This is a genomic window from Arthrobacter sp. SO3, from assembly GCF_020532825.1.
In the GTDB taxonomy this organism is placed as follows: domain Bacteria; phylum Actinomycetota; class Actinomycetes; order Actinomycetales; family Micrococcaceae; genus Arthrobacter.
In genome coordinates this window covers 1-14,595 of sequence record NZ_MQTS01000128.1, presented here as the reverse complement: position 1 = coordinate 14,595, position 14,595 = coordinate 1, and the positions used below count along the sequence as shown (strand labels likewise).

11 protein-coding genes are annotated in these 14,595 nt (G+C 67.3%); 6 read left to right on the top strand and 5 right to left on the bottom strand.

The genetic code is table 11. From position 1 onward, the window contains the following. Positions 1-793 (top strand): class I SAM-dependent methyltransferase (locus BJQ90_RS12720; RefSeq protein WP_226760619.1); only part of this gene is annotated, 793 nt, incomplete at its 5' end. A 5-nt stretch (positions 794-798) separates the two neighbouring features. Beyond that, positions 799-1,593, top strand: coding sequence for a glycosyltransferase (locus BJQ90_RS12715; RefSeq protein WP_226760618.1), 795 nt, complete (start codon positions 799-801; stop codon positions 1,591-1,593). Positions 1,594-1,652: 59 nt separating this feature from the next. Here BJQ90_RS12715 and heR read toward each other — a convergent pair whose 3' ends face one another. The 3 genes from heR to BJQ90_RS12700 all read right to left on the bottom strand — a co-directional run bounded on the left by heR (position 1,653) and on the right by BJQ90_RS12700 (position 4,956). Beyond that, positions 1,653-2,438 (bottom strand): heliorhodopsin HeR, encoded by a 786-nt coding sequence (gene heR / locus BJQ90_RS12710; RefSeq protein ID WP_226760617.1) that lies wholly within the window; start codon positions 2,436-2,438, stop codon positions 1,653-1,655. 125 nt (positions 2,439-2,563) lie between these two features. Next, positions 2,564-3,460 (bottom strand): hypothetical protein, encoded by an 897-nt coding sequence (locus BJQ90_RS12705; protein ID WP_226760616.1) that lies wholly within the window; start codon positions 3,458-3,460, stop codon positions 2,564-2,566. 2 nt (positions 3,461-3,462) lie between these two features. Continuing rightward, positions 3,463-4,956 (bottom strand): MFS transporter, encoded by a 1,494-nt coding sequence (locus tag BJQ90_RS12700; RefSeq protein WP_226760615.1) that lies wholly within the window; start codon positions 4,954-4,956, stop codon positions 3,463-3,465. Between the two features lie 137 nt (positions 4,957-5,093). Between BJQ90_RS12700 and BJQ90_RS12695 the strand changes: the two genes are divergently transcribed. The 3 genes from BJQ90_RS12695 (at position 5,094) to ppsA (ending at position 10,985) form a co-directional block, all read left to right on the top strand. After that, positions 5,094-5,690: a TetR/AcrR family transcriptional regulator gene (locus tag BJQ90_RS12695; protein WP_226760614.1), complete on the top strand. Its 597-nt coding sequence runs from the start codon at positions 5,094-5,096 to the stop codon at positions 5,688-5,690. 179 nt (positions 5,691-5,869) lie between these two features. Beyond that, complete coding sequence (locus tag BJQ90_RS12690; RefSeq protein WP_226760613.1) at positions 5,870-8,497, top strand: cation-translocating P-type ATPase; 2,628 nt, start codon at positions 5,870-5,872, stop codon at positions 8,495-8,497. Between the two features lie 97 nt (positions 8,498-8,594). Beyond that, positions 8,595-10,985 carry a phosphoenolpyruvate synthase gene (ppsA, locus tag BJQ90_RS12685; RefSeq protein WP_226760612.1) on the top strand — a complete coding sequence of 797 codons (2,391 nt, stop codon included), beginning with the start codon at positions 8,595-8,597 and terminating at the stop codon, positions 10,983-10,985. Here the strand turns inward: ppsA and BJQ90_RS12680 are convergent. Then, positions 10,933-12,855 carry a heavy metal translocating P-type ATPase gene (locus BJQ90_RS12680; protein ID WP_226760611.1) on the bottom strand — a complete coding sequence of 641 codons (1,923 nt, stop codon included), beginning with the start codon at positions 12,853-12,855 and terminating at the stop codon, positions 10,933-10,935. The two genes, ppsA and BJQ90_RS12680, sit on opposite strands and share 53 nt — an antisense overlap. 271 nt (positions 12,856-13,126) lie before the next feature. On the opposite strand from BJQ90_RS12680, the gene BJQ90_RS12675 reads away from it, so the two are divergent. Continuing rightward, entirely contained in the window at positions 13,127-14,230 is a 1,104-nt protein-coding gene (locus BJQ90_RS12675) for an SDR family oxidoreductase (RefSeq protein WP_226760610.1), read from the top strand. 10 nt (positions 14,231-14,240) lie between these two features. Here the strand turns inward: BJQ90_RS12675 and BJQ90_RS12670 are convergent. Further along, on the bottom strand, positions 14,241-14,595 hold a 355-nt coding region (locus tag BJQ90_RS12670; protein ID WP_226760609.1), incomplete at its 5' end, for a hypothetical protein.

Below are 14,595 nucleotides of genomic sequence, written 5' to 3'. Positions count from 1 at the left end.
GGCCAAGGCTGCAGCCATGGCCTCCCACACCTCGCAGGTCCGGGCACTGTCCGGCCAGCCGGGGGACGAGGTGCTGCTCCCGCCGGCCTTCCTGGAGCACTTCGAACGGCCGTTCGAGACGTTCGCGTGGCAGCGTCCGGCCGCCGGGGGCAGCGGCACCAGTTCCTACACCGCCGCCGACGCGGAAGGCGTCTTCGATGCGGTCCACACCGGAACCGACGACCCCTGGCAGTACACCACCAGCTGGTACGAGCACCGCAAACGCGCGCTCACCCTCGCGGCGCTGCCCGGCCTGAAATACAACGCGGGACTCGAGATCGGCTGTTCGATCGGGGCCCTCAGCGTGGAACTCGCGCAGCGCTGCGCCAGCTTCCTGGCCGTCGACGCCAGCCGCGCCGCACTGGCGCACGCAGCACGGCGCCTCGAGCACCTGCCCGACGCCCGGACCCGCCACCTCACCGTCCCGCAGGACTGGCCGGAGGGCCGTTTCGACCTGATCGTGGTCTCCGAGGTGGGCTACTACCTCGCACCCGCCGAGCTGGCTGAGCTGTTCGGGCGGGTGGAGGCCGCACTCCTGCCCGGGGGCACCCTGGCCCTGTGCCACTGGCGCCACCCCATCTCCGGCTGGGAGCTCGACGGCGATTCCGTCCACGCCGCCGCGCGCCGCCAGCTTGGCTGGGCCGACGCCGGGCTCTACCGGGAACGCGACTTCATCCTTGAGGTCCTGATCGCCCCCGCGTCCGGCGGGGACCCGCGGCCGGCAGCAGTCACCGCGCCCGGCCGGGAAGGCTGAGCGGAATGGCCGCCCTCGCCCTGCCGTTACCCCGCGGACACGGCATCGACCGGATCGCCGTCGTGATCCCGGCGCACAATGAGGACGAGCACCTGGGCCGTGCCCTGAAGGCGGTGCAGCGTGCCGCCGACGCCCTGCACCAGCGCCGCCCCGACGTGGACGTCCGGGTCACCGTGGTGCTGGACAGCTGTACCGACGGCTCCGCCGGCATCACGGCCCGCTACGTCGCGGCGGACCGGCGCTTCAGCGCCCTCGAAGTGGCCGTCCGCAACACCGGGGCCAGCCGCGCGGCCGGAATCCGGGCCGCCGGCATTGGAACATCCCGGCGCAGGCCGCCCGGCAAGCGGTGGACGCCCCCGCCGTGGGCCGGACGGACCTGGCTGGCCAACACGGACGCGGACTCGCAGGTTCCGGACAACTGGCTCGTCCGCCAGCTGGAATTCGCCGAAGCCGGCGCCGACGCCGTGCTGGGCTCGGTGGAACCGGACCCCGCCGGGATGGACCCGGAGCTGCTCCGGCGCTGGCTGGAACGCCACCCCTTCGAGGAGGACCACCCGCATATCTACGGAGCCAACTTCGGTGTCAGGGCCTCTGCCTACCTGGCCGCCGGAGGCTTCCCGAAAACCGCCTCGCACGAGGACCGGACCCTGGTGCAAAGCCTCCGGAGCCGCGCCTTCACCGTGACGGCCACGGACAGCATGCGCGTGCTGACCTCGGGCCGGATCCACGCGAGGGCGCCGCAAGGTTTTGCCGCATATCTGCGGACGCTGGGCCGGCACCGGCCACCCGCGGACGACTGACGGGGACCCGCCGGACGTCCACCGTCTGGACAATGATTTCCGCCTCGGGGCGGTGCCGGTTAGGAAATGAGCGACGCCGCGAAGATCTGCCAGGCAAGCAGTGACTTTGCCGCGAGGCTGAGCACCAGATAGGTCTTCTCACCGAATGCGTAGTTGGCCCAGGGGCCGACTTCCCGGTACTGAAGCCACTGGTTGAGGCCGAAGCAGAAGAAGAACACGCCTTGAATGATCAGGATTACGAAGATGTACTGCGGCGCGTCGGAGTAGAAGAATATGTTTGCCACCATCGCCACCCAGGGAGTGATCCCCACGAGCGAGCCGAACCAGAAAGGAAGCATCGTTGTTGACGTTCGGCCAGGAGGGTTCATCCGCTCCTGCAACCATCCGAAAAGGATCATTGCGATGTTGGCACCCGCGACGACGACCAAGGCATTGATCGATGTGATGCTCCAGTACATGGCAATCACCACCACCATGATGGTGGCGCTGATGGAGTACTCAATCCAACGGAACCGGTTGATTCCGCGTCCCAGGTCGCGTTCATAGATTTTGCGTCCAAGGCTCGCCGTCAGCAAGTGATCCAGGCCGGCCAGAGCAAGGAACAGTGCGACAACCCAGCCGATCCTCAGGTCAAAGAACGTCGCCGTTTTCAGCGGTCCCTCGCCGGGGGGACCGTCTGTGTACGACGTGATCATGGCAATCGAGAAGTCCGTGGTCAGCAAAAGAATTGCAACAGCCTGACCAAAATGCAGGACCGTGAGTCCGATGTTCCACCGACGAAGGTTGCCCAGCCGTTGGGGAGTCACTCCCGAGGCAATCGGCGTTGAAGACCAATGTTCACTCATCGTATTGCTCCTTCTGATTGTCGGACGGGACGTTGTCGCCACCCCACGGGTGGTCAGGCGCGCATCGGTCAACTTCACGAGATGCCGGGGGATTTCCTGATGGGTTCAGTGCTAAAGAACTCCGGCTAGTCAAGGATTCTGGCGGTCAGGGATTCCGCGGCTTCGACTGCCTGGTCACAGTGGTTGCCGGCAATCAGCCAGGGGTTGGGTTCTATGGGCTGGGCATGGCGGTTGAATAGTGCGCCCGATCTGTGTTCCAAGGCGGGATGGACCAGGAGGGGCAGCACCTTTTCGGCGTAGGCCTCCGCGCTCTGGAACAGCAGGCCGATGAGGGTCTGCTGGGCCCGCAGCTTGAAGGACGACTGTCCCAGGACACCGGCCATGATGTTGGTCTTGATGATGCCCGGATTCATGCCGAACACGTTGAGTTCCGGAAAACGAGCGGCCGAATGGTGGACCAGGGCCTCGTTGAACACCACAGTGTTGCTGTGGGCTGTCTGCCAGCGGTAGTTCCGGGTGGATTGAACGTCCGTGAAATCCAGGTCGCGTTCACCGCCGGGAAACCCCCAGACGAAGAGGCGCGGCTGCTGCCGATCTGAGGGCCTATCCTGGCCGAGCCGAGGGAGCAGTTCCTGAGCGATCACCCATCGACTCATCGCGCTCGTGGCAAGATCCTTCTCCACCCCCTCCGGCGTCACTTCGCGGCTCCGTCCCGCGAAAATTCCATGGGTGAGCAGGACTGCGTCGAAGGATTCGACCGGCAAGTCGCGCGCCACCTGGCGGGAGTCGTTTAGGGAGGACAGGTCTGCTGGGATAAATGACCTCAGCGGATGGGGCGGGTCCTTGAGCGACCTCCCGACGACGGCGACTTGCGCCCCCTTGCCCAGCAGGGCGTTCGTGATGGCCCGGCCGAGGCCGCCCGTCCCGCCGAAGATCGCCACCCGGAGATCCTGGTAGGCGCTGGGGTCAGCGGACAGCCTCCCGGGTTTCCAGTCCTGTCGTACCGTTCCGAAGGATGGCATCTTTAAACTCCCTTTCTTCGGCCCGAAGGCGCGGGTGCTGACGTTTGCGTGGCACCGCGCTCGGCGTGACCCTCGGTAAGTCGACTGTTCTTGCCGACGATGAAGACCCAGGCGATCCCCATAAGAAGCAGCACCGCCGAGCTGATCTCGAAGGTTGTCCCGTAGCCGGCGACAAACGCATCGGGCGTGGGAGCGTTCAACGTGCGGTCTGAGACATAGCGTGTGGTCACCGACGCCGCGACAGTGTTGAGGACCGCGATGCCGATTGTTCCGCCGATTTGTTGACTGGTGTTGAGCGTAGCGGAGGCAATCCCACTGTCGTTGTCTTCTACTGCGGACAGCGCAGTAGAAGACAACGGCACGAAGATAAGGCCGAAGCCGAGGCTGGCCAGAATCATGAACGGGAGCACCGCGCTCAGGTATGAGCTTGAGGGTGTGAGCTGGGCCAATCCGAACATCGCCCCGGACATGAGCATAAAGCCGGTGAAGGTCACAAAACGCGGTCCAAATCTGGGTAGGAGCTGACTGGCAATTCCGGCGCTGAGGATCACCCCGGCGGAGAAGGGCAGGAAGGACAGGCCCGACTGAACCGGAGTAAACCGGAGAATGAGCTGCAGGAAGTAGGACAGGAACAGGAAGAACGACAACCCGCCTGTGCCGACGAAGAACGCCGCAAGGTATGCACCACCCCGCTGCCGGTTGCGGATAATCCGCAACGGAAGCATCGGTGCGGCAGACCTCGCCTGGATCACGACGAAGGACACAAGAAGAGCGACTGCGAGGGCCAGGAACCCTACCGTCGCGGTACTTCCCCACCCGAAGCTTTCGGCCTGACTGATCCCGAAGACGAGAAAGAAGAGACCCGCCGTGACTGTGAGGGCCCCGGGGATGTCATAGCGCGCCCGGCCGGGGGTGCGGGACTCCCGCACAAAGTAGACGGCCAAGACTGCGGCGATCACAGCGATTGGTACGTTGACCAGCAGGCACCATCTCCAGCTCGCATACTCCGTCAGCACCCCGCCCAGAATCAGCCCAATTGCTGCGCCTCCACCGGCGATGGCCCCATAGACGCCGAAGGCTCGCGCGCGTTCTTTGGAATCGGAAAAGGTGACGCTGATGAGCGAGAGGGCCGCCGGAGCGAGCAGGGCCGCGAACAGCCCCTGGAGGCCCCGCGAAGCGAAAATGACGCCGGCCAGTGCCCCGGCTTGAGGCAGGAACCCGCCAAGCGCAGAGGCGACCGCGAAGCCAAGGAGCCCGATGATGAACATCCGTTTTCGGCCTGCATAGTCCGCGATCCGACCGCCCAGCAAAAGCAGGCTTCCGAACGCGAGCGTGTAAGCGGTAATGATCCATTGACGGTTGTCATCGGTGATGCCCAGGTCCGCCTGGATGGAGGGCAGGGCAATATTTACGATCGATCCGTCGAGAACGACCATAAGCTGCGCCAAAGCAATGACAACGAGAGCGCGCCAACGGTTCGAGTCCTGACCTTGCATGCTTCCTCTTGGGGGTTTTGCGCCGGTCGCTCCAACGTCCATAAGGCCAACTTCATTAATTGAACGGCTGTTTAATTTGGATCCTAGAGTCCGATAGCATTGCTTGTCAAGGAACAGATGAAGGCCGGGTTGAGAGAATGACCACCGCAAAATCGGGTCGCCGGAAGGGCGCCAGCGAAAGCCGGCAGGAGATCCTCGAGGCGGCCCGAGCGCTCTTCGCCGAGCACGGGTATCAGCGCACCACCATCCGCCTGATCGCGGAGCACGCCGGCGTTGATCCGAGTCTGGTGATTTATTTCTTCGCGAGCAAGGAGCACTTGTTCGCGGCAGCAATGCCCGAGCCCAGCGAGGCCGCCCTTGCTGCACCGAAGCTCATGGCAGCCTTGCCGAGGGCCGAGGCTGCGCAGGCGATTGGACGGCGGATACTCGAGGCGGTCAACTCGCCTGGGGCAAGCAATGTTCTCGGGATCATCAGGGCAGCCAGTTCAAAGCCCGAGGCGGTGGCACAACTGCGCGAAGTGTTCGTCAGCCGAATGATGCTTCCGATGATCACTGAACTTGGGCTTTCCCGGCCTAAGGAGCGCGCTGTCCTGCTCTCCTCCATCGTTACCGGGATGACCTTTGTGCACGAGATGCTGGACATCAAGACCGAATGGCCCACGCTCGATGAGACAGCCGAGCTGGAGCTGATCGCAAAGGCGATCGAGCTCGTCCTCACCGTTGATCTCGACTAGCCCCGGGAGTCACTAAGGCCGCTTTCGGTGCCTGCGGGATTCCGCGTGGCAGTGCCTCGTCCACACCAGCCGTGACCTTTGGCCCTAACGTGGGCCGGGCGCGGAGGCGCACCCTCAAGCCATGAGCTACCTGGCCCGGGCTGGTCCGCAATGTTGCGCCTAAGCGGCCGCGGCCGGCCGTGACGCCGGAGGCCCCCGCCGGGGGGCAAAGCGCCGAGGCGCTCCGGGCCGCTCCAGGGCTGAGCTCCGCGGAGGCTGCGCGGAGGCTGGAACAGGTCGGGGCGAACAAGCTGCCGGAGGCCGGCACAGTCCCCGGCTGGCGGAGGCTGCTTGCCGAACTGACCCACTTCTTCGCCGTCCTGCTCTGGTGTGCCTCCGTGCTGGCCTATCTGGCCGGCATGCCGCAGCTGGCCATCGCGATCGTCATCGTGATCCTGGTGAACGGGGTGTTCGCCTACATCCAGCAGGAACGCGCCCAGCATGCCGCCGCGAAGCTCCGCGAGCTGCTCCCGGCGATGGTCTCGGTCCGCCGGGACAACCGCGTCGTTAAGGTCCACACCACCGAGCTGGTCCCGGACGACGCCGTCGTGCTGGTTGCCGGCGACCGGGTTCCGGCGGATCTGCGGCTGGCGGTGGCGGCGAGCTGTTCCGTGGACGAATCAATGCTCACCGGTGAAAGCGAGGCGCTCGCCAAGGCCCCCGGCGACACCGTTTTTGGCGGGACCTTCCTGGTCAACGGCCAGGCTGAAGGCATTGTCGCGAGCACCGGCGGTAACACCCGGCTCGCCGAAATCGCGGCCCTGACGGGAAAGGTCGAGGCGCCGCCCAGCCCGCTGGCCCGGGAACTGCAGCGGATCGTCCGCATCACCGCCGCAATGGCCCTGGGGATCGGCGCGCTGTTCTTCGTGCTCTCGCTCCTCGTCGGGATCTCGTGGCGGGACGCGTTTCTTTTTGCCATCGGCGTGATGGTTGCGCTGGTGCCGGAGGGCCTGCTGCCCACGGTCACCCTGTCCCTGGCCGTCGGGGCGCAACGGATGGCGCAGCGCAACGCACTCGTCCGCAACCTCGAAGCGGTGGAAACCCTCGGCTCCACCACCTACATCTGCACGGACAAGACCGGCACGCTGACCCAGAACCGGATGAACGCCGTCGAGGTCTGGACCCCGGCCGGGGTGCTCAGCATCATCGGCGCAGGCTACAGCCCGGAGGCGGAGGTCACCGGGAAGGGAACCGTGGAGGCACGCCACCTCAGCACCGCCGCGCTCGCCGCCTCCGTGGGCCGTGCCGTGCTCCACGGGGGCAAGTGGGTCGCGGAGGGCGACCCGATGGAGGCAGCCATCCATGCCCTGGCCGCCCGGCTGGCGGGACCCGGGCACGATCCCGGGGAGCCGGAGGTCTCGCACCGCTTTGCCTTCGATCCCCGCCGGCTGCGGGAGTCCGCCATTGTCGGGACCAGCCTGTCTGTCAAGGGTGCCCCGGAGTCCGTGATTCCGCTGTGTGGCGAGGACGGCGCCGGCCTCGCCCTGCGGATGGTCGACGAGATGGCCTCTCACGGGCTGCGGGTCCTGGCCGTGGCCGAGCGGAGCCTGCCCGGCCTGCCCGGGGCCAGCTTCAGGCTGGAGGATGTTGAGAGCGGACTGACGCTGCTGGGGCTGATCGGCCTGCACGACCCGCCCCGGGCCGAGGTCCGCCTGGCACTCGAGGCGGCCCGCGAGGCCGGCATCAAGGTCGCCATGGTCACCGGTGACCATGCCTTCACCGCGGCTGCCATTGCCCGGGAAACCGGGCTGATCGGAACACCTGAGCTGGTGCTGGAGGGACACAACCTGCCCGAGGACGACGCCGTCCTGACGGCGCTGCTGGACCGCGACGGCGTGGTGGTCAGCCGGGTCACCCCGGAACAGAAACTGCGGGTGGCCCGCCTGCTGCAGCGCCGCGGCCATGTGGTGGCGATGACCGGCGACGGCGTCAACGACGGGCCGGCCCTCCAACAGGCCGACATCGGTGTAGCCATGGGGCTGAGCGGCACGGACGTGGCCCGCGAGGCAGCCGACCTCGTGCTGCTGGATGACGATTTCGCCACCATCATCGCCGCAGTGGAGCAGGGCCGCGCCACCTACGCGAATATCCGGCGCTTCCTGACCTACCACCTGACGGACAACGTCGCCGAGCTCACCCCCTTCGTGATCTGGGCACTTTCCGGCGGACGGTTCCCGCTGGCGCTGAGCGTGCTGCAGATCCTCGCCCTCGACATCGGCACCGACCTGCTCCCCGCGCTGGCACTGGGCAGCGAGGCCCCGAGCAAGGGAACGCTGAAACGCCCGCCGGAGCGCAGGCACCTGATGGACCGGGCGCTGATGATCCGGGCGTTCGGCCTGCTGGGCCCGGTCGAGGCACTTTTCGAAATGACGGCGTACACGGCTGTGCTCCTCGGCGCCGGCTGGACCCCCGGGGCGGAACTGCCGGCGGCGGACGTGCTGATGGCCGCCTCCGGCGCCGCGTTCACCACTGTGGTCCTGGCCCAGCTCGCCAACGCGTTCGCCTGCCGCAGCGCCTCCGTACCGCCGTGGCGGCTGGGCTGGTTCAGCAACCGGCTGCTGCTCTGGGCCGTGCTGGCCGAACTGGGACTGCTGGCGGTGTTCCTGTTCCTCGGACCGCTGGCCACCCTGCTGGGCCACGCGCCGCCGTCGCCCGGTGGCCTGGCTGTGGCGCTCGCCGCCATTCCCGGGGTGCTGCTCGCGGACTGGCTCTACAAGATCGTCCGCCACCGCCGGGCCGGGACGAGCGCAACAGCCACAAAGGTCTAAAGACTCTGATATCGGAAGGCCCGCCGCCACAGGATGGGTCCAGAGGCGCCGGTGTCCGGCGCGTTCATTCCTATCTGCCGAAAGCAGGAGCTGCGACATGGCTGAATCCACGGTGCTGTGGTTTGAAGAGATCGGGATGGGCGATGTCCCGCAGGTGGGGGGCAAGAACGCCTCCCTCGGCGAACTCATCCAGTCCCTCAAAGCCCAGGGCGTGCGGGTGCCGGACGGCTTCGCCACCACTGCGGATGCTTACCGCCGGTTCATCGAGGCTAACGGGATCGAGTCCGCGATGCGCTCGCGGGTCAAGGCCTACCGTTCCGGCGAAACCTCGCTGCGCGCCACCGGCGAAGCCATCCGGGAGTTGTTCCTGGACAGCGAGTTCCCCGAGGACATTGCCGAGTCCATCCGCGCGCACTACCGGGAACTGGGGCAGCGCGCCGGACTGGACCGGCTCTCGGTGGCGGTCCGCAGCAGCGCCACCGCCGAGGACCTGCCCGATGCGAGCTTCGCCGGGCAGCAGGAGACGTTCCTGAACATCTCCGGGGAACGCGAACTCCTGGACGCCTGCCGCCGCTGCTACGCCTCGCTGTTCACCGACCGGGCCATCAGCTACCGCGAGGTCAAGGGTTTTGACCACCTCGACGTCGCGCTCTCGATCGGGGTGCAGCGGATGGTCCGCTCCGACGTTGGGGCCTCCGGCGTGATGTTCTCCATCGACACGGACTCCGGCTTCCCCCGCGTGGCCGTCGTCAGCGCCGCCTGGGGCCTGGGCGAAACCGTGGTCCAGGGCACCATCAACCCGGACAAATATCTCGTGTTCAAGCCGCTCCTGGCGGAGCCGGAGTTCGCGCCGATCATCGAAAAGACCCTCGGTTCCAAGGACCGGAAGATGGTTTACAGCCGGGGCGGCCACGCACGCACCAAGATGGTGGACACCTCGGAGGCCGAACGCCGCGCGTTTGTCCTGGACGACGCCGAGATCCTCGCGCTGGCGCGCTGGGCCGTGAGCGTCGAGGATCATTACGCCCGGGCGATGGACATGGAGTGGGCCAAAGACGGCGTGACCGGGGAACTGTTTATGGTCCAGGCCCGGCCGGAGACGGTCCAGTCGCGGAAATCGGGCTCCCGGTTCATCCTCCACCACCTGCTGGAAACCGGCACCGTGCTGGCGCGCGGCGCCGCGATCGGCGACTCCATCGCGCAGGGCACGGCGTGTGTGATCAGGAGCGCGGCGGACATTGAAAACTTCCGCGACGGCGCCATCCTCGTCACCGAAATGACCGACCCGGACTGGGTTCCCATCATGAAGCGGGCGGCCGGCATCGTGACCGACCACGGCGGCCCCACCAGCCACGCGGCGATCGTGAGCCGCGAACTCGGGGTCCCCGCCGTCGTCGGCACCGGCAACGCCACCACCGTCCTGGCGGAGGGCCTGGCCGTGACGATCTCCTGCGCCGAGGGCGATGACGGCCGGGTGTACCGGGGCAGCCTCGCTTTTGAAACCGAGGAGGTGGACCTCGGGGAGCTGCCGGAGACGCGCACCAAAGTCATGGTCAACATCGCCAGCCCCGCTGCCGCGTTCCAATGGTGGCGGCTGCCGGCCGACGGCGTCGGGCTGGCCCGGATGGAATTCATCATCAGCGCCCTGATCCGCGTCCATCCGATGGCGCTGGTCCACCCCGAACGGGTCACCGACCCCGGGGAGGCCGAGCAGATCCGCGCCCTGACCAGCGGCTACGCGGACCCGAAGGACTACTTCGTGGACGCCCTGGCCCTGGGCATCGCCAAGATCGCCGCGCCCTACCACCCGCGGCCGGTGATCGTCCGGCTCAGCGACTTCAAGACCAACGAGTACGCGCACCTGATCGGCGGTTCGGCATTCGAGGAGCCGGAGGAGAACCCCATGCTCGGCTTCCGCGGCGCCTCCCGCTACTACGACGAGCGCTACCGCGGGGGATTCGCGCTGGAGTGCGCGGCCCTCAAGCGGGTCCGGGAGAAGCTCGGGTTCGGCAATATCATCGTGATGGTCCCGTTCTGCCGGACCCCGCAGGAAGCGGACCGGGTGCTGGCGGTGATGGCGGAGAACGGCCTGGTCCGGGGCGAGCACGGACTGCAGGTCTACATGATGTGTGAGATCCCGTCCAACGTTGTCCTCGCCGAAAAGTTCGCCACCCGCTTCGACGGCTTCTCCATCGGCTCCAACGACCTCACCCAGCTGGTCCTGGGCGTGGACCGTGATTCGGCGCACCTCGCCTCACTCTTCGATGAGCGGGACGAGGCCGTCATGGCGATGATCAGCGAGGCCATCCGCAAGGCCCACGCCGCCGGGATCAAGATCGGCATCTGCGGCCAGGGCCCCAGCAACCACCCCGAGTTCGCGGCGTTCCTGGTCGGCGAGGGCATCGATTCGATCTCCCTGAACCCGGACAGCTACCTCAGGACCGTTCCGCGGATCGCGGAAGCCGAGAAACAGGCCGCGGCCCGGTAGCTCCGCCGGCAGCCTTCTGCGCCGGCCCCCCGGTTCCGGCCCGCTTTCCCGGGCTGAGCGCGCGCAGCGCATTGAGGATGGTGGCCAGGTCCACAAGTTCCTGGGAGAGGGCGCCGGCGATGGCCGGGATGTAGCCGGCCGCGGCAGCAAGCATCAGTGCCACGCTCAGCGCAATCCCGATCCAGATGCTCTGCAGCGCCACTTTGACGGTGCGCTGGCCCACCCGCACGGCCGAGGCCACCTTGGACAGGTCGTCGAGGATGATCACGACGTCGGCCGACTCGCCGGCCGCCGTCGAGCCGCGCGCACCCATCGCAATCCCGACGTCGGCGACGGCCAGGACGGGGGCGTCGTTGACGCCGTCGCCGACCATCATGACGGGGCGCAGCGGCAGGGACCGGACGGCTTCGACCTTGTCCGGCGGCAGGCACTCGGCGCGGACATCCGTGAGCCCGGCCTCGGCCGCGATGTGCTGCGCGGTGCCGAGGCCGTCGCCGGTCAGCATGACCGTCTGGGTGACACCGAGTTCCTGGAGCTCTGCCAGGGTGCGGCGGGTTTCCCGGCGGATCGGGTCGCTCATGACGAGGGACCCGGCGAATTTGCCGGCGACGCCCACGTAGATGGCGAGTTCGCCGCTGGCCAGCTCCGTTTCCTCGACGCCGGCGGCCGATTCCGCCACGAAATTGGGCTTGCCGACCACCACGTCGCGGCCGTCGAAGCGCGCCCGGACGCCGTGGGTGGCGAATTCGGTGGCCTCTGTGGCGGATTCGAAGACCAGCCCGCGGGTCCGCGCGGCGTCCATCACCGAGGCGGCGAGCACATGGGAGGAATACTGTTCGGCGGAGGCCGCCAGCCCGAGAACCTCGTCCTCGGTGAAGGACCCCGACGCCCGGACCCCGACGAGGGCGGGGCGGCCATAGGTCAGGGTGCCGGTCTTGTCGAAGGCGACCGTCCTGATCCGGCTCAGTTGTTCCAGGACACCGGCGTATTTGACGATGATGCCGCCCCGGGCGGCGCGGCTCATGCCGCCCAGGAAAGCCACGGGGGCGGCGATCAGCAGCGGGCACGGAGTGGCCACCACCAGCACTTCCGCGAACCGGGCCGGGCTGCCGCTGACGATCCAGCCGACGGCGCCAAGGATGTAAGCGAGGGCCGTGAACGGAACGGCGTACCGGTCAGCGAGCCGCACCATCGGCGCTTTGCTCTCCGAAGCTTCCCTGACCAGGGCGACGATGCGGCTGTACTGCGAATCCTCCATCCGGGCCGTGACCTGCATCCGGACCGCGGCTTCGCCGTTCAGGGAGCCGCTCATCAGCCCGTCTCCGGCCACCCGCTCCACCGGAAGGCTCTCCCCGGTGAGCGAGGATTCGTCAAAGCTGCCGGATTCAGAGAGCAGGACGCCGTCCAGCGGCACGACTTCACCCGGCCGCACCAGCAGGATGTCACCAATCTGGACAGCGGTGGCGGCAACATCCTCGTGCTGGCCGTCCTCATGGTTGCCGCCGCGTTCCCGGTGGGCTGTCTGCGGGACGCGTTCCAGCAGGGATGTCAGTTCCTTCTTGGCCCGGCCGGCCGCGTAGTCCTCGAGTGCTGTTCCGCCGGCCATCATCAGGACAATGATCATGGAAGCGATGAACTCGCCCACCAGCACGGTGCTGACGATCGCGGTGACGGCCAGGATATCGATGCCCCATTGGCCGCCGATCAGGCGGCGGACCATGCCGACGCCCAAGTAGACGGCCACCGCCAGGGCATAGACGCTGGCCGCGAGCTGGGCAATCAAGGGCTGCCCGGACAGGAGCAGTATGAGCACCGCGAGCAGGGCAGCGATCGTGCCCGCAACAAGCGGATACCGGAGCAAAAGTTTCACGGATATCCTGCCTTAGCATTCGCGTTATCTTTACGCGTCTTCCACTAGTTCATCCTACTGCGGGGCCCTCCCGGGAGGGCTGCCCGGGGCCAGGTTACGCGGTACCCCTGCGCTGGCGGGCGGCCCCGTGCACTGGTTACCCGGGCAACGACGGGCGGCCCCCGCGCGGGCGTGAGACGCTGGGACGGGGCGGGGGAGGACCCGTCCCGGCCAGGCCGGCCAGCATGGTGGGGCGGCTACGGCGCGGCGGGACAGTAACAGGAGGAATGGCGTGCGAAGCAGTTCAGACACCGTTGATACCAAAACTGCCCTGGTGGTTGGGGCCAGCGGAATTGCCGGATCGGCCCTGGTCGACAGGCTCGCGGACGAGGGCTGGGACGTGGTGGCCCTGTCCCGCGGCCGGATCCGGCGCGGCGATGTCCGCCATGTGAGCGCGGACCTGCACTCGGAGGAGAACCTGCGTGAAGCCCTGGCCGGCGAACGGCCGAGCCACGTGTTCTACACGGCGTGGTCGCGGATGGACACGGAACAGGAGAACATCGACACCAACGCGGCGATGCTGCGGAACCTGCTCGCCAGCCTCAGTGGCCATCCGGTGAAGCATGTGGCCCTCATGACCGGGCTGAAGCACTATCTGGGGCCGTTTGAAGCGTATGCGGCCGGGGAGATGCCGGACACGCCCTTCCGCGAAAGCGAGCCGAGGCTGTCGACGCCCAACTTCTATTACGCCCAGGAAGACGAGTTGTGGGCTGCCGCCGGGAAGCAGGGCTTTGGCTGGTCCGTGCACCGGGCGCACACGGTGATCGGGCATGCGGTCGGCAACGCCATGAACATGGGTCTCACGCTCGCCGTTCAGGCGTCCATCTGCCGGGAACTGGGGCAACCGTTCATTTTCCCCGGCTCCGAGACGCAGTGGAACAGCCTCACTGACATGACGGACAGCGGGCTGCTGGCGGAACACATGATCTGGGCGGCCACCGCCGATGGGGTCGGTGACGAGGCCTACAACATCGTCAACGGCGACATCTTCCGCTGGCGGCGCATGTGGCCGGCGCTGGCCGCCTACTTCGGCGTCGAGCCCGTCGGGTACGCCGGCCAGCCCCGACCGCTGGAACAGCAGATGCTCGGCAAGGAGGGCGTCTGGACCGACATCGCCGCCCGCCATGGGCTGGCCGAACCCGGTCTCGCCCGGGTCGCCTCCTGGTGGCACACAGACGGTGATCTGGGCCGGAACCTCGAAGTTGTCACCGATATGAGCAAGACCCGCCTTGCGGGCTTCACCGGGTACCGCCGGACCGAAGACTCCTTCATCCGCCTCTTCGACCGGTACCGGGCCGACCGCCTGATTCCGGCAGCGCCCTCCGGCTCAGCCTAGCAACGCGGGGTCAGATCGCGCCCATCCGAGGGGTCGTCATGGGCGCGATCTGACCCCGCGTTGCTTCGGAGGTTTGGCTGATACTGGGCACTTCAGCCCTAGTTGGACTGTGGCCGGTGGTGCCACAGTGAAGCATGTGGTCGATCTTTTCCGACCGGCGCCGCTGGCTGCCTGCCGCGGCTGCGGTGCTGTTGCTGGCCGCCGCCGTGGTGCTGGCGGTCGTGTTTTCGGCCGGACCTCCGTCGGCCGGACCTCCGTCGGCTGGTCCGACGGCGTCGCCGACGGTCCCAGCGCCCTCTTCGCCGTCGGTGCCGGCCACCGCCGGCCCGTCGGACAGCCCGGTCCCGGACCCCAGCGAAACGGCC